Genomic DNA, 23,781 nt, shown 5'->3' with positions numbered 1-23,781 from the left:
CCTAATAATTAGTTAAATGTGGAACAGCTTACTAATGCCGCATTTCTCACAAGTGTTGTGATGTCTGCGATGGGCTACGCCTATGCAATCCATATAATCTTTACCCGGAAAATGTTTCGGGTATCGCTTCAAGTCGGCAGAGCCGCGCAAAGCGCTGCCTTAAGTTTGCACCACTATCAACAAATTGGCAGTGTGTTGAAACCTGGCATTAATCTTAGCTGATACTTGTCAAAAATAGGAAATTACTAATAAAAATAAACCCGATTTTTAAGTTCGTATTTTATTACCAAGTTATAAGATGTTTTGTTTAATAATTAAGTTGTGAGTTAGTCAAAGTAAGTTCTATCTTAGAAAAAATCAGATTTTATTGCCAAGTTAAGAAGTTTGCTTTGAGAATTAAGTTGTGAGTTAGTCAAAGTAAGTTTTATCTTAGAAAAAATCAGAATGCAGAAAAGTTGAATACTGATATAAAAATTTACATAGTTAGTTATGCTAACTCTAAAAACCCTAAAATAGTCAACATCCAATGGGAGCATCCCAATTTTGCAAAAAGAGCGTGAAAAGACCAGTTGATTCGCGACTATGACTCGCGAATAAATGGGGGGCTGTACATCAACACAAGAATTCGAGAGAATTATTTGTGTTCAATCCCAAGATCAAGGCAGCAGTTCCCGAATGCATTTATCGGAAGTGATGACAATAGTCATCGCATTTCATGGCAGTGGATATAAGACTTTCAAGGAATTTTATACCCCACATTCCGCACTTCATAATGTAGTACAAAATAGTACGCAGAGCGATTCTGATACGAGTAAATAAAAAGACTCAGAAGGTTTAAGTAAGTCGGGATGAAGAATAAACCTAGATTGTTTAGTACAAAGTAGGTAAAAAGCTGATAAATACTTGGTTTCAGGTCTTTCACAAAACTAAACAGACATTGTTTTGTGATGGTGACTTATGGGTGATACCAAGAATGAGACAATCAAAAAAACTCAAAAATTTTGAGAAGTAAAAAATGTCTCTAATATCAGAAGCAAAAATTAAAAATATCGATCACCTAGGAATAGTAGCTGGGCTAATTGATGAAATAGGAATAGTTGAAACAATTAATGACAAATTAGGAATAGACCCGCGTGAAAAAATTACAGTGGGAATATTAGTCAAAGCAATTTTAATAAATGGATTAGGATTTGTATCAAGACCTTTATATTTATTCAGTCAGTTTTTTGATGATAAAGGAATAGAAATATTATTGGGAGAGGATGTAAAAAGTGATTACCTGAATGATGATAAAATTGGCAGAGTTATGGATAAATTATATAGATTCCGTTCCTTCTCTTCCCTCTGTCGTTGACGATAATCCAACACCTTCTGGGCAAACTCGACATCATCAGTATTCAACCGATAATACCGAACCCTTTGACCATCTTCCATTGGTCTTCGTGACTCAGTAGACAAACCCAGTTGCCAGAGGTACTGCCCCAAAATCCAGATCGGTGACTCATCAAGGGGAATGGTGAGATTGAGAATGCCTTTAACGTGAGATGTGTTCGGTGGGTCAAACAACATACCTGAAATCCCAAAAAAGTATTATACCTGTAGCATGAAAAGTTACTAAATTTAGAAATTAGAAAAGTGAGCAAGAAATGAGCAAGTTTTGGTCTGGAAAGTGAGTAGTAAGAGCAAATAAGCTGTAAAGCGCTTCGGTAATAGCCGCAGTCTTTTTTGAAATCCAAATCAACTTGCTATTTCCACACCAACAGTAGAGGCTAAACACCTCAAAGAAGGGCAACTATGAGAATAAATGCTCGGAGTATCACCTCTTTTATATCAACTGAAGGCAGGTTCCTCGTAGATAAAGCAGTCCAAAATATGGTACTCTCTTCCATCAAGCGATCGCTAGATTGGACTAAAGCGACTCATTTTTTTCGTCCCATAGTGGCATTTGTCGCTATTTTGCTCGTAGTCCTAACCTATGCAACTCCTCAAGCTTTAGCTTCAGACCACCAGGACACAACTTTTCTTGCCACTAAGCTGACTGCTGCGGATCTCACAGATTTGTTTGTGTTTGAGAGTCCGACAAACCCCAAAAATGTTGTCTTAGTCATGGATTTCGACCCTCTGATAGTTTCTGGTGAAAAAAGACCATTCGATCCAAATGTTCTTTATCAGTTCAAGATTGATAACACTGGCGACAGTATTGAAGATGTCGTACTCCAATTCAATGTAAATGGTAAAGGCTCACAGCAAACTGTCACAGTCCGCGGCCCATGTCGTCCAACCATAGTAGGAACAGAGTCAGCTTTGCTTCCAGTAAGTTGGACAGGGCAACTCAACCAAACATTCGCCGCATATAACGGCATGAAGTTCTTTGTTGGCACACGCAAAGACCCGTTCTTTTTCGATTTGGAACAGTTCTTTAAAATCATCCCAGATCGGAACTATAGCCTTCAGCCTAATCCCAGTCCTCCCTTCCAAGTTCTTTCCTTTAGACCACCTGGACAAGCAAAAGACACCCTGGCCCCATTTAATGTCCACTCAATTATTGTCGAACTACCCAGGAAACTGCTTGGTAAAGGCAAAATTGGTGCTTGGATGACAACTAGTGTTAAAACTCCTAGACTCAGAAATGGGCATTTTGCTCAGATTGAGCGGTTAGCAGTTCCAGCCCTGAATGAACTTTTTATGGACTTTAAAGCTCATAATAATAGTAATCTTCAGACACCAACCAAAGACGCTAGCAATCAATCCCAATTCATTCAAGCCTTTGTGAAAGCGATCGGTAGACCTAAAGGTATAGCCGATGCAGTGATCTCAGTGGCGATTCCTGATGTGATCCAAGCTGACCTTTCTAAACCTAGCGGTAGTTATTTTGGTACTCAGTTAGGCAAAAATTTTGGTGGTAGAAGACCAAAAGATGACGTAATTGATGTAACCGCATCTGTTGTCTTTGGTGATGCAGTTACAGGCATTTCTACTGGTATTATTCCGGGGCTGACTAGCGATAATGTTGGGCCTAATAATGCCAACTTTCTTCCTACCTTCCCTTATTTAGGTAATCCTCTGTAAGGCTTATGCATCTACGAATACTATGGGTGTTAGTGCTGACTAGCCTACTGGTTTTACTAAGACCCTGTGATACACAAGCGCTAAGTTTAGGCTACACCAATAGTAAGTTAGGCACATATTCCTCTGCTGTGCAACTGCTGACTGTTAATTACATACCAGATCAGCAGTCAGATTTAGTCTTCCCTGATTATTTACAGCGATCGCACATTATCAGCGTCTATGAGCAGAAAGTTGCCCAATCTCCCGATTCCTCAATATTTTTACGTCTCTTAGCCGATCAATATTTGAGGCGCTTTCGAGAAATTGGAGATATAGACGATGTGTTACGAGCAGAACAAGCGACACGTAGATCCCTGGCACTACAGCCGCGCCATAATGATGTTTCTTCCATGCTCCTAGCATCAGCTTTACTATCTCAACATCAGTTTCGGGAAGCTTTAGATGTGTTAAATAATTCATCTCTTGACAATCCCAATATTGTCTCGCTCTTGGCATCGATTCAGATGGAGTTGGGCGACTATGAAACAACTCATCAACTTTTGCAGAACCTTGCACAGGAAGAATCGAACTCTGGTCATAACGCGGTTTTAGCCCGTTACTTAGAGTTAACTGGCAATCTAGCTTCAGCGCGAAAACTGCTAGATGAGGCTATGCAGGAGATGGACTCTTTTTACACGACGAGCGCCGAAACTCGCGCTTGGTTTCATGTGCGAACTGGGGATCTGGCTTTTGCAGTCGGTGATTTTGCCCTGTCTGAGCAGCGATATCGGGAAGCTTTTGACCTGTTTCCACGGCATATAGCTGCGTTTACAGGACTAGCCCGCCTTTATGCGGCACAGCATCGCTGGCAGGATGTTCTAAATATCGCCAACCAGGGTATAGAACTGATGCCGTTGGTAGAAACGCTGGGGTATAAGGCTGATGCTCAAATAGCTCTGGGAGATCACGAAGGTGCAACTGAAACTGAAGATTTAATCGGGGTAGTCGCTTACCTGAGCAAGGTTAAAGGAATCTACGATCGCGCAATGGCTGTCTACTACACTGAACATGGAATCCACTTACCAGAGGCGCTACAAATTGCCCGTAGTGAAGTGGCAGTGCGAGACGATGTATATGCAGAGGATACGTTGGCTTGGGCAGCTGCGGCTAATGGACAATGGGAAGAGGCGCAAAAGGCAGCACAACGAGCAACTCGCTTTGGAACAGAGGATGCTTTGCTGCAATTTCATGCTGGCATGATTGCGTTTCACTTAGGTAAGCGTGGGGAAGCAATAAAGCGACTAACTCAAGCTGTTAGCCTCAATCCTCAATTTCATCACAAGTATGCCGATCAAGCTCGTCAAGTCTTGGCTAACTTAGTACCCTCTGTCTCTTTTCCCACTCCTAACACTATAGGGAGTTCTTTATGAAAAAGCTGCTACATTACTTGGCTTGGAATACTGCAATTATCGCAATATGTTTATTTTGGATGCCGGAGGCGGATGCCCATCCTTTAGGTAATTTTACTATCAATCACTACGCAGGAGTGCAGGTAGCAACCGATGGTGTGGGAATTGATTATGTTCTAGACATGGCAGAGATTCCGGCTTTTCAGGAAATTAATCATTTAGATACTAATCGCGATCGCAAAGCTGAACCTCTGGAGACGGTTGGATACCCTGACCAAAAATGCCAGGAAGTCAATTCACATCTGGAATTGTTGATCGATAAACAGCCTTTAGCACTGTCTTTGAGCAAATCAACAGTCGAATTTCCTCCAGGCGTAGGAGGATTATCTACACTGCGGCTGAGTTGTAACTTTCAGGGAACAAGGGAGTTAGTTGGCGCGAATCAGTTAATCGAGTTTGAAGATCAGTTTTATCCACAGCGCTTGGGCTGGCGTGAGATGACTGTGGCTGCAAATGGCGTTCCTATTCAAGGTGATTTCACCTCTTTGAGTATCACCAACCGCTTGAGAGATTACCCCACTGAATTACTCAGCAGTCCTCTCGACCAGCGTCGGATTTCTTTTAAACTCAATCCGTCTCTGACATTGAGCGAACAAGCGCCTCCGCCGTTTGTTAAATCATCCAGCCGTTTAGATAATGCTTTGACAGGAAGAAGCAACGATGTCTTCACTAGCCTAATTACCCAGGAAAATCATAATTTCTTTACTATCCTAATAGCTTTAGCGATCGCCTTTTTATGGGGTGGTTTACACGCCCTGTCCCCTGGTCATGGGAAAACGATAGTCGGTGCTTATTTGGTGGGTTCCCGCAGTAATGCCCAACACGCCCTATTCCTGGGGCTGATTATGACGATTACCCATACTGCTGGCATATTTGCTCTGGGGATAGTCACTCTTGGCACATCCCAGTTTATTTTGACAGAGCAATTGTACCCTTGGTTAAGCGTCCTCTCTGGCGTACTGGTAACTGTAATTGGTCTGAATTTGTTTATCAGTCGATTGCAAGGGACTCAAGTCTCTCATTCACACGACCATGTACATAGTCATGAACACAGCCACGACTTGCATCATCACCATCACCACAACCATTCACATCTACCGCCTCACGGTGATGTAAGTTCCATGAAGTGGTCTAGCCTATTAGCGCTGGGAATTTCCGGTGGCTTGTTACCTTGTCCTTCAGCCTTAGTAGTGTTGCTAAGTGCGATCGCAATGGGACGAATTGGCTTTGGACTAGCGCTGGTGTCTGCCTTTAGCTTAGGTCTAGCAGCCGTACTAACTGGAATCGGCTTAATGCTAGTCTACGCCAAAAATCGGTTTGAGCATTTGCCACTCCAGATACCCAGTATCAAGATGTTACCTGTGGCAAGTGCCTTATGTATTACCCTAATTGGCTTAGGTATTACTTCACAGGCTTTGCTCGCTCATCCCTGGAACTAGATAAAAGTGCAATCATACAAAGCATTCAGTTTTGTAAAAATAACCTAAAACAACTTATATGTCACAAGCAATTAAAGAATCCATCGTCTCAGAAAACAATCTATCTCATCACTCTACCAAGTTTTCACAAACAGCCAAGCTTAAGAGTTTGAGTGAGTGTTCATTTAATTTTTGGCAAAAATCGCTAAGATATTCAATCCCTATTGCCTCTGCTGTGATCGCTCTATCTGTAAGTGTTATCCTGCCATCTCAAGCATCCACTATTTCATATTCTGGTGACACAACAAATGCACCAACTTTTAACCGTCCTCAAACGGAAGGGTTTGAAAGTGGTACAAACCCACCCACATCACTTTCTAGTAATGGTACTGCCGTCCCTTATTACAGCCAGCCTTTCTTAGTTGATACTACTGGCTTATATAATGTTGTAGGTTCTCAAGCTTTTCTGGGCATCCAGTTCTTGTACCAAAACAGCTTCAACCCAACTACCCCATTAGTTAACTTACTCAGTGGGAACGATCCTTTCCCAGATGAAGGCACATCTGGTTTTAGCGGCTTGAGCTTAACTGCCAATAATCAATATTTCTTAGTCACCACTGGATTTGACAATAGCAATAGCAGTTTTGGTACTTTTACCAATACCATCACTGGCCCTGATAATATTAGACTTGTTCCCGAACCTTCTTCAATCGCCAGCACAGTAGTCTTTGGCATTTTAGGAAGCACTTTAATACTAAAGCACAAACTGAAAAAGCTAAAATCCGTCAACTAACGCTCTTTTATGACTCTCGTGGAATAAAAATCATCCACCCTTATTTTTAAGGACTTTGATGAACTTAGGCGTAGGTTGGGTTGAGGAACGAAACCCAACACCAACAATCTCTGATTTTGTTGGGGTTTCACTAAAGTTCAACCCAACCTACGAATATTTTATTTTTTCGGAGTAATAAAAGAGCGCTAATACCAATTCCTGAAATCACTTGCATAGGTAGGGAACAGGGAATAAAGATGTACTGAATCTTTTCAAAAATCAAATTGGAGTCCTATATGTCAATACAGTTCAGTTAAGCATTTCTTTCTTTCTTTTCTTAGCGCCCTTTGCGTCCTTCTCTAACGAGACGCTACGCGAATGCGGTTAGTTAAAAAAAATTCACTTTAACAAAGAGTAAAACCTTAACCGAACCGTATTAATTTATATGTGAAAAGTTTGTCAGTAAATCTTATTTTGAGGAAAACATGAAACGATTTATCTTCATTTCTTTAATAACTGCTTTGTGCATAATAGGCTACTTTGAAATTAGCTTGTCACAAGCTGAAAAACTTTTTTGGCTAAATTTGAGTCTTTGAAATCATTTCACTGATTAGCTAATTTCTCTTTGCCATAAAATATCTGTAACCCTTCTCATCCCAGCTTTCAGATGACGGCGATAGGTACTGAAAGGCAAATCTAGAAACTCAGCCGCTTGTTCTTGCGTGGGAGCGGGATTTAAATAAGTTCGATAAACAGCGTGGTAGAGTTTCTCATCACGCGGGGATGATTGTAAGGATTCAACTGCTTGTTTCACCAGATTTTGTAAAACTTTAATGCGTTCGCGTAGACTCCCAGGGGACGGATTGTCGGAGAGTTGCGTGTCCTTTGGACTCTCGCTCATACTTGCTTTTGTGGCAACTTGTTCTGACATGCTGCGTGATAGTACTTCGTACACGCTGCGCGATCGCACTAAAGGATTATTCTGTAATACATCAGGACAACTAAAATTACGTAACGCATTCTGCACCGCTTCTACAAATTCTGCCTGACTAAGAACTAACAGAGGTTCACCGACTGGAGTATTATCTACAGATTCTCCGACAGTTGTCACCTCTTTTCGGGCTAAAATTTCCTTCCATACGGTAGGTGACACAATTCGCCAGTCATGCCCATAAACACCATAGTGTCTTCCCTCAACTGTAAAATCAGTTTCAGAAAGTCGTGTTAAGTCGAAATAGTTCAACATGGCTGTCCAACTATCTGCTTGAGAGCAAGGTAAAAAGGTATATGCTAACCCCGGTGTTTTCTGAAAATACTGTACAAAATTAATAAAAATTAGACTTTGGGTGGGGGAAACAGCTTGATAGGTATCCCGCGCCATCCAGAAGCGGAAAATAGTTGCGCCTTCGCTAGGGCGTAATGGTGCATGGGTTTGCAGATATTGCCAAGATGCAAGAGCGCCCGGATCTGCACTCAAATCTTCAAGAGTTGCTATCTGCAATGCCACCATCATGGCAAATCCCGCAGGTTCGGAGTGCAAGTCACGAAATACGACTACATTCTGCGGTTGGCGCTGCAACCAGTGAGCTGCTATTTTTGCCGATTCTTCGCCTTCGTATTCTGCCACCATCCCCAGCAGTGCGGTTTTGTCAGTTTCTCGTAGTGAGTCTGTCAATAAACTACTTTGCTCACCCCAGGTGAAACAGGATCGAATCGCCGAGTTATCCCGATGCAAAAAAATATAATCAAATAGCACTCGATGCTTCTCTTGCCCTTGGGTTTGCCCTAGTCGTTTAGTATAATATTGACGCGCTCGGTGGTGTAATTCCGTGTATAATTCCGAATTACGCCAACGCAAGTCAGCAATTAAAACTTCGCGTGCTAAATCGTGAGGAAATAAACCCAATTGCCCTGATTCGATAAACGACAGTCCGCGCAACCACTCAAATAAATCGTGAACATCAAGTATTTCCCCTAAAGAGTGAGCCTCACCAGCCAAAGTATTTTGAGGCATAGCCAATATTTGATTTAGTGCGGCTTCGGTAGTCAGCCTAATTACCGCACAAGCTTCTAAAGCCATACGGTGTAGGGGTGTTGGTACTTCTTTGATGAATCTTGACAACAGTGTTTTAACAACATTGGGAGCAGATTCGGCTTGAAAAGAGATTTCTTTTCCCTGAGCAAACACCTCAGCAACCAAAGATAATGCTAGCGGATGTCCGTGGGTAAATTCTAGAATCGCTTGGTGTTGTGTGGTGGGAATATCTCGTGTGGTGAGATAAGTTTGACTTTCTTCTGGGGTAAGATTGCGTAGGGGCAAGGTGTGCATCAAAGCTTGCCAACCTGGATCGCTACACCAAGAAGATGAGGGGGGATTGCGTCCAGCAATCACAATTAAGGTATTAATAGACAAATGGGGTAAGAATACTTCCCGTAACCATTCATCTAGCTGGGCAATAGCTTCATAGGTATCAATTAAAATGACATTGCGTTCTTGTCTTTGGGCTAGCAGATGCAAAGGAGAATCTGATTCATTCAATCCCATCAAGGAACGTAGTGTGCTAAGAAAAGATTCTGGCACAGCTTCTATATTACGTGCTTCTACGTAAATAGTTGATATTTTTGACCGTTCACAAAACTGCAAAAACTGCTGTATGAGGGTTGTCTTGCCCACACCGCCAGGGCCAAAGACGTGCAAAATGTGAAAAGGTAATTCTCTTGATGCAATCACATCCAGAAATAGCTCCACTTCCCGCCCACGTCCCACGAATTTGCGATTTCGTTCTGCACTTAGTCGCTGTAATAGAGATGTCATTGGCATCCCTTCCTTAAATTTTACGTAGAATTACTGTTTTAAAGTATGAAGGATATTTTTGATTTCTAAAATCTACTTTGACAAAATTTATAAATAATGTTGATAGTAGTAAATATATAGCGATCGCCAATTCTCATTTTAAGGTTTAATGACATTAAACCCCTCGCAGCAGGCAGGGTTGATAAATTCCTAACGAATGTAGGAATGTAGCGATCATCTCTCTAATTAATCGGGTGAGCTTTGTGAGGAATGACCTAAACCGCCACTAGCCAATGTTTCTTTCACAATCGGCTCCGTCAATGCACGAGGCGTATAATGAGAACCACTACGCCGCCGTTCTTCCCCCAGTTGCAAATACAGAGAACCCACAGGCATTAAACTCGGCGTTTTCGGTGACACCTTCCGTCCTAACGCCGCCACTACATCATCTGCTGTCCTCGCATCCTTTGATCCATTGTATCCGGGTAGTTGCCTGCATCTTCTCGCAATCGCTCGTAAAGTCCACTAACTGAGTAGTAGCGTGTATAAACTGCATCTTGAGACATCAGTCCCCGGTCTTCAGCGTAAAGCAGGAACACCAACCGCAGCAAGATAGTAATCAGTCCACCGTAAATATGCTGAGGTGCAGTGGTGGCAATGTCACTCACTAAGCGGCTTTTACTGGTTGCATCTGCTATTTGGAAGCCACGCAGTAAATCCCATAATGCCTCTAACACCTGCTCTGCAAGCTTTATAGAGACATCGTTTTGATATTTCCGGCTTTTTTCTAGGATTGCAGACAAACGGCGATCGCTAGGGACATTAAACAGCCGGTCAGCCGAGAGCAACATCTCCATTGCACCCAAAATCAGCCGCCCAGATACCTCACACATTGCCTGCACAGGAAAAGTCAGGTGTCCCGATGACTCACCAAGTGGTGCATAAACCAAACGCAATTCTGTATTGTTGCACAATAGCCCAATGTAAACTTTTGTTTCTTTTAAAAGGCGCTCAAACTTAGACTGGGGGCTGGCGTGCCAACCAGTAGATTTACTATCCTCCGCCCCAGCGTTGTCAAGTTCAGTACCATCAGGAAGCACCTGTACCAGCATCATCCAGTTGCCATTTGGGTCGGGTACAGCATACGTGGGTGTCAAAACTTCGTTGTAATCTGGGAGTGCGATCGCCTCCGGTGGGCGGAACGCCATCGCTAATGACTCTGGACTGACAACTAAATCTTCTGGTTGCCAACCTAAAACATTGATAGTAAAAGCAGGAAAGTCGTCAATTCCAAAGGTTTTCTTGCCTATGTCACCGGAGACGGGTTCGCGTCTGGCAACTTCTTGCAATGTTTGTTGCAGTTCTACCACATTGCGGTTAACCACAGCTTGGGCTGCTGACAATGCAGGCGGAGACACCACCAACCCCACAGGCTGGAGAAAGCCCAACCATTCTTTATGTAACCGAATTTCTGGATCGTTTGTAAAGATAATTACTCGCCGTTCTAACCAAGCAGCATTCGGTTGACCCAAATCAGGACAAAGATTTTGGCGAATCCACTCTACCAGTTGTTGAATCCTCGGATCTGGCTGGTAGCGAGAGGAATTCGCAACATCCGCCATTTCATCTAAAATCGCTAATTCACGTGCTGTTTGTCCCGCAGCCTGCATACTAGCTGCTGCCATTTGAGCATCTTCTTCTGCTTGTACTTCCTCTTCGGAAAATTCAGCCCGTTCGTCATCTGCACCAGGGGATTCAAACAGCAACGGTAGACTGGCTTGATGTGTGAAGAGGCGGTGAGCCGCTTGCTTTTCCATCCCCGTCCGATGCACCTTTAAAGTCCGAGCAAATGCCTCAATGGAAGATAAAAGACGCTTTTGTAGTGAAGTAATTACTAACATCGCCGTAGTCTGGGTAGACTTCGCTGCATCTTTGAGCTTTTCCTCACGCAGATTCCGATATTGTTGCAGCAATCGGGATAATTTGAGTTCTGGTGCGTCTTCTGGGAGGTTATCAATAACTATAGGAAGAACGTAGCGTTGGGGAAACTCTTCTCCGATCTCCCGTAAATCTTGTTTTAAGCGCCGCACCATTACAGTGTCCAGTAACTTGCGATTACGAACGGGTACTCCTCGGCAGAAACGCTGGGGATCAAGAATTTCTAGTAAGGCGGCGAAGCTGTTGGAATGTCCATTGTGGGGTGTGGCAGATAAAAACAGTTTGTGTTCAAAACGCGGTGCTAAGTCTCGAACAGTTTTGGTAAGTTGGGAATCAACGGCATACTTTGCACCACTTGCAGGTGCAGCATTATGAGCTTCATCAAGGATGAGCATGGATGCAGCTGCAAAATCACCAAGCCAGTCCCGTAACGGTGCAGCATAGGTTTCATCTCGTAGCAAGGCGTGGGAAATAATGAACCGAGTATGCGTCATCCAAGGGTTAATTCCATAACCCCGTTCTTGACGACGGGCAGCAATAAACTCACGATCCAGAATCATAAATGTGAGTCCAAAGCGACTCTCCATTTCTTCTTGCCATTGCCTTACCACTGACGGCGGACACGAGATAACGACTCGTCTAACCTTTTGCCGCATCAACATCTCACGCAGTATCAGCCCTGCCTCGATGGTTTTCCCCAAACCGACATCATCGGCAATAAACAAACCAACTCTCGGCATCAGTAAAGCTTTACGCAGTGGTCTCTAGCTGATACGCTTTGACTTCTATACCTGCTCGGTAAGGCGCTTGGAAAAGCTTGGCATCTGTGGAGGTTACGCAATTCCACCGTAATGTGTGCAGGTAGGCAGAAAACAGACGCGGATTATCAAAACCTCGATTCGCTATGGAATCCCATGATGTCGCCCCTACGATTTTGGCATCTATTTCCCGTTCCCATAGGACTTCTAGCGATTCTCCTAACGCATCATCTTCTAAACAAGAAAGGCTAACTTTTGTGTCTTGCTCTGGAGATGGTTTCGACACAACTTCTTCTACAAGATATTGCCGCGATCGCACATGCACAATCTGTCCAGTTACAATATCAGTCACTCGTGTCTTCCTCTTTGTAACTGGACTGGTATTATCCCTCCCATGACAATTTCACTCCCCTAAACCCTTATCTCTAATGACTGCTTGGACTACAGTGCTAATCTGCAACTATGCTTTATTTAAGTAGTAGGTATAAAATAGTTATCAATTTATTCGGGTTTTAGCACCTGCTACATCTTATTAAGTATTTTTCTATACGGCTATATTATTTAGTTAATTATCAATAAATTTTTAAAGCTTTTATTTTCTAAGCAATTTACAGACTATTTTTCTCAGAAGTCTTACGTAGATTAGTTTTCAAGCGCAAGGTAAAAATAAAGTTCCTTAGTAAGAATACTTAGCTTTTCTCAAGTAAGCTATAAGCTTCCTTTGATTAGCGATCGCTTTATGGTTTCTGATGAAAATTTCTGTACTAATTTTGTACAATTGCTCCCAAAGTGCCATTGACCGCACGTAAATAATCAGATGGGGATAGCAGAAGCAGCATTCCTCGCATTCCACCAGAAACAGTGATCTGCTCAAATAGAGTTGCAGTTTCATCAAGGTAAACTGGATAGTCTTTTTTACTAGCTAAAGCTGTCACACCCCCACGGATGTATCCTGTTAGTGGCTGAACTTCCTTGAGAGCAACTGTCTCAACCTTGCGGTTTCCTGAAATCCGCGCCAAGGCTTTTAAATCTAACTGAGCATTTCCTGGCACAACAGCAAAACAGATACCTGTTGTGTCACCTCTGACTACTAGAGTTTTAAAAACTTGCTCTGCGGGAAGTCCTACTTTCTGGGCTGTACTAAGAGCAGCCAGATCGTCAGGATCTACTTCATAGCTAAGGATTTGGTAGGGAATACTTAGTTTGTCCAGTAGTCGAGCAGCATTGGTTTTCATTCAAGTCCACAAAAGATATTATTTATTGCTCAAGCTCCCAATCTTCAATCACCAGCCCACTAACACGACTGAATTCTCTGGTGTTGTGTGTGACTAATATTAAGTTATGTGTCAAAGCGATCGCAGCTATTTGAAAATCATTGGGGCCTATTGGAGTACCGTTTGCTGCTAATTCTGCACGAATTCTACCGTAGGTGAGGGCAGTAACATCATCAAAAGGCAAAGAAACAAACAAAGTGAGAAACTGCTGTTGTCGAGCTAAAGTAATTTGGGGATTATTGCAATTCAAAAGCTCCATAAAACAACTCTGCCTTCACTACTGAACAGACAACAATATCTTCTACATTTGTTGACTGTAAATGTTCTCGAATTAAGAGCGACCTACCGTTGAGATAACGAGCGCAAACATTGGTATCTAATAAATACCTCACAGAATTTCTTCCCTTGTCTCAAAATCACCTTCAGAATCGATAACAATTGGATCGTCTTGACAGCTACCATAAGTCTGCTCAAAAAAGTTGGGTGGCCATCCTAATTCTTCTGGTGTTTTTGTGGTTGTTGACGGTTTTAGTTGTTGATAAATCACCATTACTTCGCATCTGTTCACATTCCTGGGGCAAGTAATTGTAAGATTTGAGGTGCTGCAACCCAACGACGTACTCGCCATTCCACATTCTCACGGTGCAACTGAACTCATTCACTGCGCTGACAATCGCACAGCACCCGCCCTTCCCCCTCAGTTCTGGGTTGTCTGTGGCTACGATTTGGCACACTTTGCTTAACTGGTTATTGAGCGATTGTTTTGGCGCTTGGCGAATGTTAATAATCGGCTCGGTTGAAATTTAATGCAGTCTCTACAAGAACGCTAAGACCTACGGTAAGCTACGAATATCGCACTAATTCAAATTTTCTAAATCAGCTAAATCTTACAGTCGTCCTGATGCTTGTTTATTTTTTCTTAAATTATCTAAATCAATAAAATTCACCACAATATTATCAATTGTAACTTTTAACCTTAAAGGATAACAATTTTCAAAATTAACCCCGTCAATAGTTGTCAATAAATCAATTCTGCTAGGAGGATAACCAAGCTGAATTATTTGGTCAGGGGTCAGGAAATCTTCAGATTGTAATCCTAACGAACTAAACCCAAATTGTTCTAAAGCTTGAAGTAGATTATCCGCATTTTCTGGACTCATTTCTATCCAGATATCAATATCTTTGGTATAACGAGGATGACCATGTATTGCTACTGCATAACCACCGACAATCAGATAGCGAACATGATTATCGTTGAGAAATTGTATAAACTCTTTGAAGTCTTGATTCAGCACTATTATCTTTCCACTTATGGTATTCTTGACGAATTTGTTCTAAGGCTTCAAGTCGGGACTGATAAGATTGAGTTTGCCAATAAACAAAATCGCTTTTTTGCTCTTTAAGTTTCACTTTATGACTAATCATTTCCATTTTTAAAATTTAATATAGGTTTCTCTTTTCAGTCTAGCATTCTTACTGCCAACCACCTGATTGCATTATTTACTTCTATTTTTTATCTGTTATTTAGAATCACCTGCTACTTCTTCAACCCCATATTCTCCCTCAATCAAACCCAACAGCTTCTCTTCAACAGCAGTCAAATACGGCCGCTTCAGTTCCCCCAGATGCTTCAGCACAGCACAGGCAGCATCTTCCAAGTTCTCGTTTTCCCGTAACCTATGAATGCGTAGGCGTAGCCCGCCGCAGGCATCGCTAATCTGCTGCATCTGCTGACATTCCTGGGGCAGATAGTTGAAGGACTTCAGGTGCTGCAAGCCAATGGTGTGTTCGCCATCCCACATTCTCACGGTGCAACTAAAGTCATTCACTGCGCTGACAATCGCCCAAGAGCCACCTTTGCCTCTGAGTTCTGGATTGTCCTTAGCAAGAATTTGACAGACTTCGCCGATTTGGTAGGTATTGGGTACTTTTGTGCGTTCCATGATGCGCTGCACAACATCTTTCACGATTCTACCAGTTGGCACTTTACCACCAGCAACTTGCACTGCGGTTTGCCACACCTCCCACTGCTCTTGAGGTTCTAGCTTTGTAATGGGTCGGACTTGCCCTTCACTAGTGGGCAAAATTTGCGATCCATTTGTTGTCAAATCTTCAGGCGGCAAATTTTGACAACAAATTGTTGTCAAATTCTCGTAGACATCAGCTGCTGCAATCAGATAATTTGACTTTTGGCGACTATGACCAAAGCGATCGCGGCAATAATCTTCAAACGTGCGGTGACTTGAACGGTACAGTCTGCGATCGCGTAATTCTGCCAGTGCCTTACCCGCCTCAAAGACTGCTCTTTCCACACAGCGCTCTAGGTGAAGGCGGTCGCAAGGTTGATACTTATTAGAAATAGCAAATCATCAATAAAAACTCAATCCAAAATTTAACATTGTTTTTCCTATTTAGCTTGCTGACAAGTAAGTATTTTTTGACAAAAGTAAGTAAATTATGAGTTTTTTTCAGAAAAATTAAAGTATTAAAATTAATAAAGATAAAAAACAAATAGAAAAAATGAAGATTAAAATAACTCTTAAGTCACCATTAACGACCTGCTATGAACTCTAATCAAGCTTTCTGGATTGCCAATAACCAGGTTAAGCAAACAATAGGAAAAGAATTACAAGATGTAGACTATTACATTCTTCAAGGAGCCTGGGAAGGCTTAAAATATATAAAGATTTATGACATAATTAAAGAAAAATTAGACATATCTACAATAGATTCGATTCAAAAATATTTTGCTCCAAACCTATTTAGAGATATTAAAAGTGCTTTTTCGATGGACAAGCAAGAAACAATCGGTCTGCGAAATTTTAAAGAAATTATGGAACAGCAAAGCATGTTGTTACCAAGGGAACCAACTGATGTACTTCCTTTAGATTCACCTTTTTATATAGAGCAATCAAGTCTAGATATTTTTGATGATTCGCTTATTCGGATTAAAGCTTCTAGGAAAATGGGAAAAACATCTTTTATTATCAGATTGATTGAGAAACTAGAAAAACAAAACTATCAAGCCGTTCATTTAAAGTTAAGTACATTTGACCAAGAAAGTTTTCATGATTTAAATCGATTTCTTAGAGAATTATCTTATCAAGTTAGTACTGAACTTGGGCTTGTACCCCAATTGAATGAGTATTTTATAACAGATGTTAGACCTACTTACGGATGTCAACAATACTTCGAGAAGTATTTATTAAAAAATCTTAATAAGAATCTAGTTCTAATTTTTGATGAGGTAGATAGACTTTTTAAATATTCAGAGATGAAGGATTTCTTTAATCTGCTAAGAAACTGGAAAGAATTAGCTAACTTTAGCAATTCAAAAGTTTGGCAGCGACTATATTTAGTATTAATTTATTCCACCGATCCTTATTTAGAACTAGATCTCAATCAATCACCTTTTGAAAACGTAGGTCGGACAATTATCCTACCTCCTTTTACCTTTGAACAACTAAAAGAATTAGCAATTCGTCGTTATCAATTAAGGTATTTAACTGATACACAACTGCAAGAATTACAGCAAATGTTAGGGGGACATCCTTATCTAGTACAACTGGCTTTATGGCATTTATTTAAAACTGATTTAAATACTGATATACCTTTTGAGCGGTCTTTTAAGTAGTTTTTAACAACAGCTCCTACTCAAGAAGGAATTTATCAAAACCATCTGTCATCTAAGCTAGGACAAGTTACTCAAAGATCAGAACTAGTTGAAGCTGTTAAACAAATTGTCAAAGCGGGTCAAGCTCAATTACAACCAAGGATAACTTATCAACTAGAGTGTATAGGATTGATTCAAGTCAGAGGTAATCAAGCTAGCTTTATTTGTGAGTTATATCGCTTGTATTTTCAAGAACATATCCACTTATTTTAATCTCCTATTTTTAGAGCAATCTAAAATTGCTTAATAAACAATTAAGATACCCGATATAAAAGTAGGAACATGAAGGCAATGTATAACACAAACTATCGTTATCAACTAGGTGGTTCTCTAGCAGCTAATCATCCTACCTATGTTTTACGTCAAGCTGATGAAGAACTCTATCAAGCTATCAAGGCTGGCGAGTTTCTTTATATTTTTAACTGCCGCCAAATGGGGAAGTCTAGTCTTGCTGTTAAAGTTCGCCAAAGACTAACTCAAGAACAGATTAGCTGTGCTTACTTAGATTTTACAGTTATTGTTAGTTCAGAAAGTACTCCAACCCAATTTTATCGAGAATTAATTTATAGGTTGACTAACGAATTTAATCTCCAAGAACAGATTAAATTAGAAAGTTGGTTGGCTCAACATAATCATTTATCTCCTACTAGGCAATTTACTTTATTGATTGAAGAAATGCTTTTGGCAAATAACAACAGTAATTCTCTAGTTATTTTTATTGATGAAATCGATAAAATATTTAATTTTCCATCATTAGCCAATGATTTTTTTAGTTTACTAAGAGCTTTTTATAATCAAAGAGCAATTTATTCCAATTATGAGCAGCTTGTTATTTGTTTAATCGGTGTAGCTACTCCATCAGATTTAATAACTAATTTAGATACGACTCCTTATAATATTGGAAAATTTATTGAACTTAATGGATTTAGTTTAACTGAAGCTAGAAGATCGTTAAGTAAAGGGTTGATTGAGAATGTAGTAAATCCAGATGAAGTACTAAGACAGATCTTATATTGGACGGGTGGACAACCCTTTTTAACTCAGAAAATTTGTAAATTAGTTGTTCAACAGAAAAAGAGAAATCCTAATATAGATAAATTAGTTCAAACACAAATAGTTGAGGACTGGGAATCTCATGACTACCCGCAACATTTAACTTACATAAAAAACCGGATATTAAACAATCATCGCTTGATGAAAAATATGATGACTATTTACCAAGGTATCTTGCAAGGTGAAGATGTCAATGTTGACAATAGTGATGAACAAAGACAACTACTTCTCTCGGGTTTAGTGATTAAAGAGCGGAACAAGTTGAAGGTTTATAATCCTATCTATAGAGAAGTTTTTAACAAAAATTGGGTTGAGAGGCAATTAGAAACTGTACGGGATGCTGAAAATCTTAGAAGAGAACTATCTGAATTGGGAATAAAACTTCGTAATCAAGGTCACAAGTTTCAAGGTGATGAAGCGTTAATACTTGCCAGTTTGGCGAAAGAATTTCAAGATCCTAAAGTTGAAAAAGTTATATTACTAAGTCATCTATCTTTGGCTTATCTGGAACTCGAAGAATTTCAGAAAGCAGAAGAAGAAGTTAAGATTGCTTTAGAGTATTTAGACAACAACGAAGAATTTCAGAAAGTAGAAGCAGGATTCAAGAGTCCTGTGAATGATTTAGACAATAACCAAGTAATAGATTCTGTTTCTCAAAAATTACAAACTCTAGTTTATGCCTATTACGCTCAAGGGAGTTTATCTAAAAAGCAGGGTTATCTTGAAAATGCAATTAAAGCTTACACGAGAGCCTTTACAATTCTCAGGAATACCTTGGAAAAAGAGATAGATATCTTAAATCAGGAAATTCTTCCCTTAGAGATTGTGGAATCTATTCATAAAAATTTAATTGAGCTATTTAATAATAAACAAGATACTGATTTTACGACTAACGATGTTATATGTTCTTTAATTAAGTATCTTTTTCTTCACTATACTCCGATTCAAAAATTACTTGAAGCCAAAGAGTGGAAAAAGGCGGATGAAGAAACCTATCGCTTGATGACTCAAAAGGTGGGTAAAGAAGGAATACAAATGCTTGTGAGAAGCGATTTTGAGAAATTTCCTCTTGAGGATTTATATGTTGTAAACGCTTTGTGGGAAAAATACAGTGATGGTAAATTTGGATTTAGAAGGCAAAAAGAAATCTGGCTTAAAAGTGGCTCAATTGGACAAGCAAAACTTACACCTGTGATCAAGTTTTGGCAAGCAGTGGAGTGGATTAGTAGTGAAGGTGAATTAGAAGAAATTGATTTGAATGAAATCAATTATCAATTACAACAAGAAAAAACACCTGACGGACATTTACCGACTACTGGACTCCGTTTCCAAGAGGTTTCTCTCCTCTCTCGCTTTGCTAGTTGTGATGTACCTTTTTTTGATTCACTGATGTCAAAGTGAATACTCCGCTAATTTTGAGTTTGACCCTAACGTATCTACTGCCGACCACAACTATTTTTCAATAGCTTCAATATGTTCAAGTTGATTCATATACTTTCGTCATTATACCAGTTAAATCTTTTTGATTAAGCATCTGAGCTAACAGTAACTAAATAATATTTGCTTTATTTACTTTAATCTGTCCTATGTAATTAAAGGATGCTTTAAGAAGCACATCGGTCGCTATCCTCTGTTGCCTTGCCCACTTGAACCAAGTAATCACAGCAGATTTCACCTGTGCTGCCTTCGGTTTCCTCCCCTCCTTACAAGCTGCCACTTTCCACGGCTTCTGGTGACTTAACCCCAATCCTCGTTCGTAACGCTTCCTTCAAATAAGCGATGGAAAGCCACAAGCTGCCAAAAGCGTCTACGCACCCAGTACATTCGCCCTTTCCCGATATCTGCCGACCCATCAGTTGTTTGCCCTGATCGATCAAACCGTGCTTCAGTTCGTAGATGGCTTGGCGTAGTCAGGCGTGAATTCAGCCTCATAATCATTCTGGCGTTGGCTATTGTACAATTTTTGTTTCATGCCGCACCTCTATTGCCATCAATGACAATCATGTGTGCTTGACGTTTTGTTGATTTTGGCGACTCACTTTTTCCTTCTACTTCCTCTGAAGCACTTTTTAACACCTCATCATTTGATGAGTGGCCAGTTTTGTCATCAGTATTGTTTGGCCGCCATTCCAAAATATCTCCAGGCTGACATTCAAGTACTTCGCAAAATCTCCCCAAGGCATCAAATGTAATTGAGGCAGCTCTTCCTTGTTCAATTTTTTGAATATTTTGCAGGCTGTAACCAGTTTTCCTCGCTAGCTCATTTTGAGACAAGCCTCTAGCTTCTCTCGTCTTTTTCAATTTTACAAACTCGGCGTAACACCCACCGAGGACAAAAGAGCGGCTGAAACCTGGGTAGACGCAATCATCACCCACCAATCCACCCAGCTTCAGAAGGTTGACGAACAAGCCACAGCCCAAGCTGAACTAGACCACCACATCGCAACCCAAGCCCAAGCGATCGCTCCCGAACCACTGACAACCGTAGAAATCAACTTCTACCACCACGAGGTTTTCTGTGGCAAAGAACTGATAGCCTACATCGCTTACGACCACGATGAATTCACAACCCAACCGTGGCTAGTCATGGTCAACGGCAAAGAGCAATTCTGCGCTACCACCCCCGCCAGATGCCAACGTTACATCCAATGGCATCACCAAGACGGCACACTTAGAGAAACATTCCCTGCACCCCTTGAACGGGAGCAATGCGATTTTGTGAGGTCAGACAAAAAAAGTGCGATCGCAAAAATCAAATCTAAGTAAGAAGCAACTTTATTTACTAAAAATATGCTGATAGCCACGAGAATTCATCTTGATGAGATATCTCAAAAAGATTAATAGCAAGTCATTTGACGATTGTTGCCAAAAATATCTACAATCAGTCTTTTATACTTAGTGTTAATTAAACCAAATAATAAGTTGAGAGTAGAACTAAAGTATAAAATTTATCAAGCAGTTTTTTGTTTAATAAAGGAATTAAAGATAGAACCACAAAAATTATCCCAATTTTTAGCTATCCATTGGCAACGCAGATGTCACATAATTTCTGCATTTTCTTTCAACCAGAATTTACTGTTTCCTTTGATTCTTAAATTTACAACTTGGCGGATTAAACTCTCAATTGCACCACTGCCAATAGGTAGTTTTTTATTTATTGCTTTATCGTAATTTAAACGCCCTTTACGATAAGCATCAAAAATATAATTCCGCTTAACTACCATAATCTTACACCGCTCTCCAGTAGCTACAGCAATCAACTCATCCATCTGGCTGATTAAGGATTTAGCTTTCCCTTTTTTTAAACTCTTTCTAACTTTTATAAACCATTCTTTAGACTGTACTTCTTCATTAAAAGCTGCGTCTGCAAATACTTTTATATTTTCTGTAACATGATAAAAATCGAATAGCCGATAAGTTTCAACTGGGCATCCTAATCTTGCCAAAAGTGGGGGAATATGTATCCAGATCCACTCCATCCCCGATTAATAAAACTTGTTTTGCTTGACTAATTCCCAAGTCAAATAAATACACTTCTAAAATCTCTAAAAGCGCTTTATATCCTTCATAAGTGTCATCATTCGTAATAGGAATTTCAGAAGTATTTATTTTTTTACCTTGCTCATCAACAACATAAATTGTGAATAACTTTGGCTCAACCCATTTGCCGATAAAGCCGTGTCGCTTGGTTTTGGAATTTTTTCTCCCCTTTTTATTAATTCGGATTCTACTCCGACCACCATCTACGGCGATGACAACTCTTTGACCTTTAAGAATATTACCTTCAGCTAAATTCCCTAATTGGCGATTTCAGATTTTAGATTGACGTAAGTTGATCCCAATTTGACCAAAATTATATGTGTTTTGCGTTCAATTCGTTTTAAACTAAGGTTAATTCCCAGTTGTACATGCGGCTTCAAATGAGTTAGTGATTGCGCCGTATTGGGCAACTGTTGACCATACTAATGGGGTTAAGCCATCTGACATTCCCAACCACTTTAATAATGGGCATAATCCCTGAGTAGAGATTTTATTTGTGGTCGTAGCTGTTGACTTTTTTCTTACCATGTATGGTAATTTTAAAGTAACTAAAACATTTCCGACTGTTAATATTTGTCGCTTTCTATAACCGTGTTTTTGCATATTGCCATCCCACCAGCAAGAGTGTTTTATTCATAGCTGTTTGATTGGCTGACTGAGATTGTGAAAGGTTATACAACAAGCAGGGCAATACATTGACCAGCTAAAATAAGTGCAATTTCTCTAATTTTTCCTTCTCTTTCTTCAAGAATTTTTCCATTCCACTCCGTAATATTCGTCAATTCTAAACATTTTGTTACCTCGGAATAAAAATTTGATAATGATTTGCTTAAATCTAGAATTGCACATATACTTTTTTCTATTAAGGTGGATAATCCCTGTCTCGAAATTATTGCTCAAAGGGAATCCTAGCTTTTTTTGGTCAAAAAAGAAAGTCTTGCAACTTGTGACTCAAACTCATCTTTCCTTTTTAAGTGTTAATACGTTTTAGAAAGTATAAATTTATTTATATTGCGGAGAAAATGATTTAGCGATCGCTTGTTTTTTACCGGATCTGACAAAACCGCATAGCTCCCTTATCAATATGGTTTTGCTCTGACACCCGATCGCCTAAAAGATAAATCTCGCATTATTCCAGTTTTAGATGGTTTAGCTTCTTTGGGAGAAGTTGCTGGAAATCACTCGCGTTTTTTGTATGACTTTTCCCCAGATAGTCTGGTGCTACGCTGGACACACGACTTTGCACCGAGAATTCTTTACAGCTTTGAAGAAGAAGATGAGGGTCAAATCACAGCTTCTGAATTAATTCGTCGAGTGGAATCACAAGATGTTAATCCTCAAGAACTATGGGTGGCAGGAGCGATCGCTAGCACCTCTGATGGTAAAAAATTAGCACAGTTGGGTGTTAATGTCTTGACAGGAATCAAATTGGTTGTAGAAACTCTCAAGCAGAGAATTGCCAGAGATTTAGAGTTACCAGTAGTGGAGTTGACAAAATGATTGCCCTCCAAGTAGAAGTTCCCATTGCTTGCTTTCGGCAATCCCGTGCCAGAGAATATGCTGAAACTTATCTAGTACCACCACCTTCAACAGTTTATGGAATGTTGCTCTCAATTGTGGGAGAAATGAATCGCTATAAACATTGTGGAACTAAATTAGCGATCGCCCTTCTCACTCAACCTGCAAAATCAACCATAATCAGAACATTCCGCCGATTTAAGAAGAAGGAAATTAGCGATCCGACCAATGCTCGACCAGATTACCAGGAGTTGCTCACAGACACTCAATTTATCGTCTGGGTTGATTCGGGTATAGATGCAGAATCCCCAACTTTGTTAGAACGCCTCCAAATAGCATTCACTCATCCTGAAACTATCAATCGTTTTGGTGGTCTATGTCTTGGTGAAAGCCACGATTTAGTCAATTCCATTAATCGGCGTTGCTGAGTGCGGTATGAATTAATCAAACACCAGGATAAAACGATACTTCAAGTAATGAAGTAATAATCGAATAGAGTATTTCAGCATTTCTACGGACTTAGAAT

General features: G+C 40.3%; 21 protein-coding genes and 4 pseudogenes. 12 read left to right on the top strand and 13 right to left on the bottom strand.

The window, feature by feature from the left end:
- Nucleotides 1-18 precede the first annotated feature (18 nt).
- The 6 genes and pseudogenes from HWQ36_RS27855 to HWQ36_RS27830 all read left to right on the top strand — a co-directional run bounded on the left by HWQ36_RS27855 (nt 19) and on the right by HWQ36_RS27830 (nt 6,728).
- Nucleotides 19-222 carry a hypothetical protein gene (locus HWQ36_RS27855; RefSeq protein ID WP_292708858.1) on the top strand — a complete coding sequence of 68 codons (204 nt, stop codon included), beginning with the start codon at nt 19-21 and terminating at the stop codon, nt 220-222.
- Between the two features lie 793 nt (nt 223-1,015).
- Nucleotides 1,016-1,327: pseudogene (locus HWQ36_RS27850) on the top strand (DUF4277 domain-containing protein); the annotation flags it as partial.
- A gap of 467 nt (nt 1,328-1,794) precedes the next feature.
- The gene (locus HWQ36_RS27845; RefSeq protein ID WP_292708856.1) at nt 1,795-3,069 is read left to right on the top strand and encodes a DUF4331 domain-containing protein; all 1,275 of its coding nucleotides are present in this window, start codon (nt 1,795-1,797) and stop codon (nt 3,067-3,069) included.
- A gap of 5 nt (nt 3,070-3,074) precedes the next feature.
- Nucleotides 3,075-4,478 (top strand): tetratricopeptide repeat protein, encoded by a 1,404-nt coding sequence (locus HWQ36_RS27840; protein WP_292708854.1) that lies wholly within the window; start codon nt 3,075-3,077, stop codon nt 4,476-4,478.
- The gene (locus tag HWQ36_RS27835; protein WP_292708852.1) at nt 4,475-5,956 is read left to right on the top strand and encodes a sulfite exporter TauE/SafE family protein; all 1,482 of its coding nucleotides are present in this window, start codon (nt 4,475-4,477) and stop codon (nt 5,954-5,956) included. Before HWQ36_RS27840 ends, HWQ36_RS27835 begins: the two co-directional genes overlap by 4 nt.
- Nucleotides 5,957-6,014: 58 nt before the next feature.
- Nucleotides 6,015-6,728: a hypothetical protein gene (locus HWQ36_RS27830; protein ID WP_292708850.1), complete on the top strand. Its 714-nt coding sequence runs from the start codon at nt 6,015-6,017 to the stop codon at nt 6,726-6,728.
- Between the two features lie 589 nt (nt 6,729-7,317).
- On the opposite strand, the gene HWQ36_RS27825 is transcribed toward HWQ36_RS27830, so the two are convergent.
- The 7 genes and pseudogenes from HWQ36_RS27825 to HWQ36_RS27795 all read right to left on the bottom strand — a co-directional run bounded on the left by HWQ36_RS27825 (nt 7,318) and on the right by HWQ36_RS27795 (nt 14,039).
- The gene (locus tag HWQ36_RS27825) at nt 7,318-9,522 is read right to left on the bottom strand and encodes an ATP-binding protein (RefSeq protein ID WP_292708848.1); all 2,205 of its coding nucleotides are present in this window, start codon (nt 9,520-9,522) and stop codon (nt 7,318-7,320) included.
- 225 nt (nt 9,523-9,747) lie between these two features.
- Nucleotides 9,748-9,942, bottom strand: a complete 195-nt coding sequence (locus HWQ36_RS27820) for a hypothetical protein (protein ID WP_292708846.1) — start codon at nt 9,940-9,942, stop codon at nt 9,748-9,750.
- Nucleotides 9,942-12,179 (bottom strand): SNF2-related protein, encoded by a 2,238-nt coding sequence (locus HWQ36_RS27815; RefSeq protein WP_292708844.1) that lies wholly within the window; start codon nt 12,177-12,179, stop codon nt 9,942-9,944. Before HWQ36_RS27815 ends, HWQ36_RS27820 begins: the two co-directional genes overlap by 1 nt.
- A gap of 10 nt (nt 12,180-12,189) precedes the next feature.
- Complete coding sequence (locus HWQ36_RS27810) at nt 12,190-12,549, bottom strand: hypothetical protein (RefSeq protein ID WP_292708842.1); 360 nt, start codon at nt 12,547-12,549, stop codon at nt 12,190-12,192.
- 412 nt (nt 12,550-12,961) lie between these two features.
- The gene (gene ybaK / locus HWQ36_RS27805; RefSeq protein ID WP_292708840.1) at nt 12,962-13,432 is read right to left on the bottom strand and encodes a Cys-tRNA(Pro) deacylase; all 471 of its coding nucleotides are present in this window, start codon (nt 13,430-13,432) and stop codon (nt 12,962-12,964) included.
- Nucleotides 13,433-13,454: 22 nt separating this feature from the next.
- Nucleotides 13,455-13,863: pseudogene (locus tag HWQ36_RS27800) on the bottom strand (type II toxin-antitoxin system VapC family toxin).
- Nucleotides 13,860-14,039 (bottom strand): hypothetical protein, encoded by a 180-nt coding sequence (locus HWQ36_RS27795; protein ID WP_292708838.1) that lies wholly within the window; start codon nt 14,037-14,039, stop codon nt 13,860-13,862. Before HWQ36_RS27795 ends, HWQ36_RS27800 begins: the two are co-directional and overlap by 4 nt.
- A gap of 31 nt (nt 14,040-14,070) precedes the next feature.
- Between HWQ36_RS27795 and HWQ36_RS27790 the strand changes: the two genes are divergently transcribed.
- Nucleotides 14,071-14,214 (top strand): hypothetical protein, encoded by a 144-nt coding sequence (locus HWQ36_RS27790; protein ID WP_292708836.1) that lies wholly within the window; start codon nt 14,071-14,073, stop codon nt 14,212-14,214.
- A gap of 144 nt (nt 14,215-14,358) precedes the next feature.
- Here the strand turns inward: HWQ36_RS27790 and HWQ36_RS27785 are convergent, their stop codons facing one another.
- The 3 genes from HWQ36_RS27785 to HWQ36_RS27775 all read right to left on the bottom strand — a co-directional run bounded on the left by HWQ36_RS27785 (nt 14,359) and on the right by HWQ36_RS27775 (nt 15,783).
- The gene (locus tag HWQ36_RS27785; protein WP_292708835.1) at nt 14,359-14,766 is read right to left on the bottom strand and encodes a hypothetical protein; all 408 of its coding nucleotides are present in this window, start codon (nt 14,764-14,766) and stop codon (nt 14,359-14,361) included.
- Complete coding sequence (locus HWQ36_RS27780; RefSeq protein ID WP_292708833.1) at nt 14,720-14,896, bottom strand: toxin secretion, membrane fusion protein; 177 nt, start codon at nt 14,894-14,896, stop codon at nt 14,720-14,722. Before HWQ36_RS27780 ends, HWQ36_RS27785 begins: the two co-directional genes overlap by 47 nt.
- A gap of 95 nt (nt 14,897-14,991) precedes the next feature.
- Nucleotides 14,992-15,783 carry a hypothetical protein gene (locus HWQ36_RS27775; protein WP_292708831.1) on the bottom strand — a complete coding sequence of 264 codons (792 nt, stop codon included), beginning with the start codon at nt 15,781-15,783 and terminating at the stop codon, nt 14,992-14,994.
- Nucleotides 15,784-16,034: 251 nt separating this feature from the next.
- Here HWQ36_RS27775 and HWQ36_RS27770 point away from each other — a divergent pair.
- Nucleotides 16,035-17,357 (top strand): annotated as a pseudogene (locus HWQ36_RS27770) (AAA-like domain-containing protein).
- Nucleotides 17,358-17,435: 78 nt separating this feature from the next.
- On the top strand, nt 17,436-19,598 hold the full coding sequence (locus tag HWQ36_RS27765) for an AAA-like domain-containing protein (RefSeq protein ID WP_292708829.1): 2,163 nt from the start codon (nt 17,436-17,438) through the stop codon (nt 19,596-19,598).
- 336 nt (nt 19,599-19,934) lie between these two features.
- On the opposite strand, the gene HWQ36_RS27760 is transcribed toward HWQ36_RS27765, so the two are convergent.
- Both HWQ36_RS27760 and HWQ36_RS27755 read right to left on the bottom strand, forming a co-directional pair.
- On the bottom strand, nt 19,935-20,129 hold the full coding sequence (locus HWQ36_RS27760; RefSeq protein ID WP_292708827.1) for a hypothetical protein: 195 nt from the start codon (nt 20,127-20,129) through the stop codon (nt 19,935-19,937).
- A gap of 36 nt (nt 20,130-20,165) precedes the next feature.
- Nucleotides 20,166-20,471 (bottom strand): helix-turn-helix domain-containing protein, encoded by a 306-nt coding sequence (locus HWQ36_RS27755; RefSeq protein WP_292708825.1) that lies wholly within the window; start codon nt 20,469-20,471, stop codon nt 20,166-20,168.
- On the opposite strand from HWQ36_RS27755, the gene HWQ36_RS27750 reads away from it, so the two are divergent.
- Entirely contained in the window at nt 20,463-20,963 is a 501-nt protein-coding gene (locus HWQ36_RS27750) for a hypothetical protein (protein WP_292708824.1), read from the top strand. The genes HWQ36_RS27755 and HWQ36_RS27750 overlap by 9 nt on opposite strands.
- Nucleotides 20,964-21,148: 185 nt before the next feature.
- On the opposite strand, the pseudogene HWQ36_RS27745 reads toward HWQ36_RS27750, so the two are convergent.
- Nucleotides 21,149-22,600, bottom strand: a pseudogene (locus tag HWQ36_RS27745) (ISLre2 family transposase).
- A 295-nt stretch (nt 22,601-22,895) separates the two neighbouring features.
- On the opposite strand from HWQ36_RS27745, the gene HWQ36_RS27740 reads away from it, so the two are divergent.
- Together HWQ36_RS27740 and cas5 are read left to right on the top strand one after the other, a co-directional pair.
- Nucleotides 22,896-23,237: a hypothetical protein gene (locus HWQ36_RS27740; protein WP_292708823.1), complete on the top strand. Its 342-nt coding sequence runs from the start codon at nt 22,896-22,898 to the stop codon at nt 23,235-23,237.
- A complete protein-coding gene (cas5, locus tag HWQ36_RS27735; protein WP_292708821.1) occupies nt 23,234-23,683 on the top strand; it encodes a type I-MYXAN CRISPR-associated protein Cas5/Cmx5/DevS in 450 nt (149 codons plus the stop codon). Before HWQ36_RS27740 ends, cas5 begins: the two co-directional genes overlap by 4 nt.
- Nucleotides 23,684-23,781 lie beyond the last annotated feature (98 nt).

The sequence above is a fragment of the Nostoc sp. NMS2 genome, from assembly GCF_017115105.1.
Classification (GTDB): Bacteria; Cyanobacteriota; Cyanobacteriia; order Cyanobacteriales; family Nostocaceae; genus Nostoc.
The sequence above is the reverse complement of the archived record's forward strand: the minus strand, read 5'-3'. Positions and strand labels throughout refer to the sequence as shown.

Excerpts from the sequence above, each read along its gene's own strand:
- HWQ36_RS27830 (WP_292708850.1), top strand. The coding sequence starts at position 6,015 with ATGTCACAAGCAATTAAAGAATCCATCGTCTCAGAAAACAATCTATCT.
- HWQ36_RS27845 (WP_292708856.1), top strand. The coding sequence starts at position 1,795 with ATGAGAATAAATGCTCGGAGTATCACCTCTTTTATATCAACTGAAGGC.
- HWQ36_RS27835 (WP_292708852.1), top strand. The coding sequence starts at position 4,475 with ATGAAAAAGCTGCTACATTACTTGGCTTGGAATACTGCAATTATCGCA.
- HWQ36_RS27815 (WP_292708844.1), bottom strand. The coding sequence starts at position 12,179 with ATGCCGAGAGTTGGTTTGTTTATTGCCGATGATGTCGGTTTGGGGAAA.
- HWQ36_RS27760 (WP_292708827.1), bottom strand. The coding sequence starts at position 20,129 with ATGAGGCTGAATTCACGCCTGACTACGCCAAGCCATCTACGAACTGAA.
- HWQ36_RS27780 (WP_292708833.1), bottom strand. The coding sequence starts at position 14,896 with ATGATTAGTCATAAAGTGAAACTTAAAGAGCAAAAAAGCGATTTTGTT.
- HWQ36_RS27840 (WP_292708854.1), top strand. The coding sequence starts at position 3,075 with ATGCATCTACGAATACTATGGGTGTTAGTGCTGACTAGCCTACTGGTT.
- HWQ36_RS27825 (WP_292708848.1), bottom strand. The coding sequence starts at position 9,522 with ATGACATCTCTATTACAGCGACTAAGTGCAGAACGAAATCGCAAATTC.
- HWQ36_RS27765 (WP_292708829.1), top strand. The coding sequence starts at position 17,436 with ATGTATAACACAAACTATCGTTATCAACTAGGTGGTTCTCTAGCAGCT.
- cas5 (WP_292708821.1), top strand. The coding sequence starts at position 23,234 with ATGATTGCCCTCCAAGTAGAAGTTCCCATTGCTTGCTTTCGGCAATCC.
- ybaK (WP_292708840.1), bottom strand. The coding sequence starts at position 13,432 with ATGAAAACCAATGCTGCTCGACTACTGGACAAACTAAGTATTCCCTAC.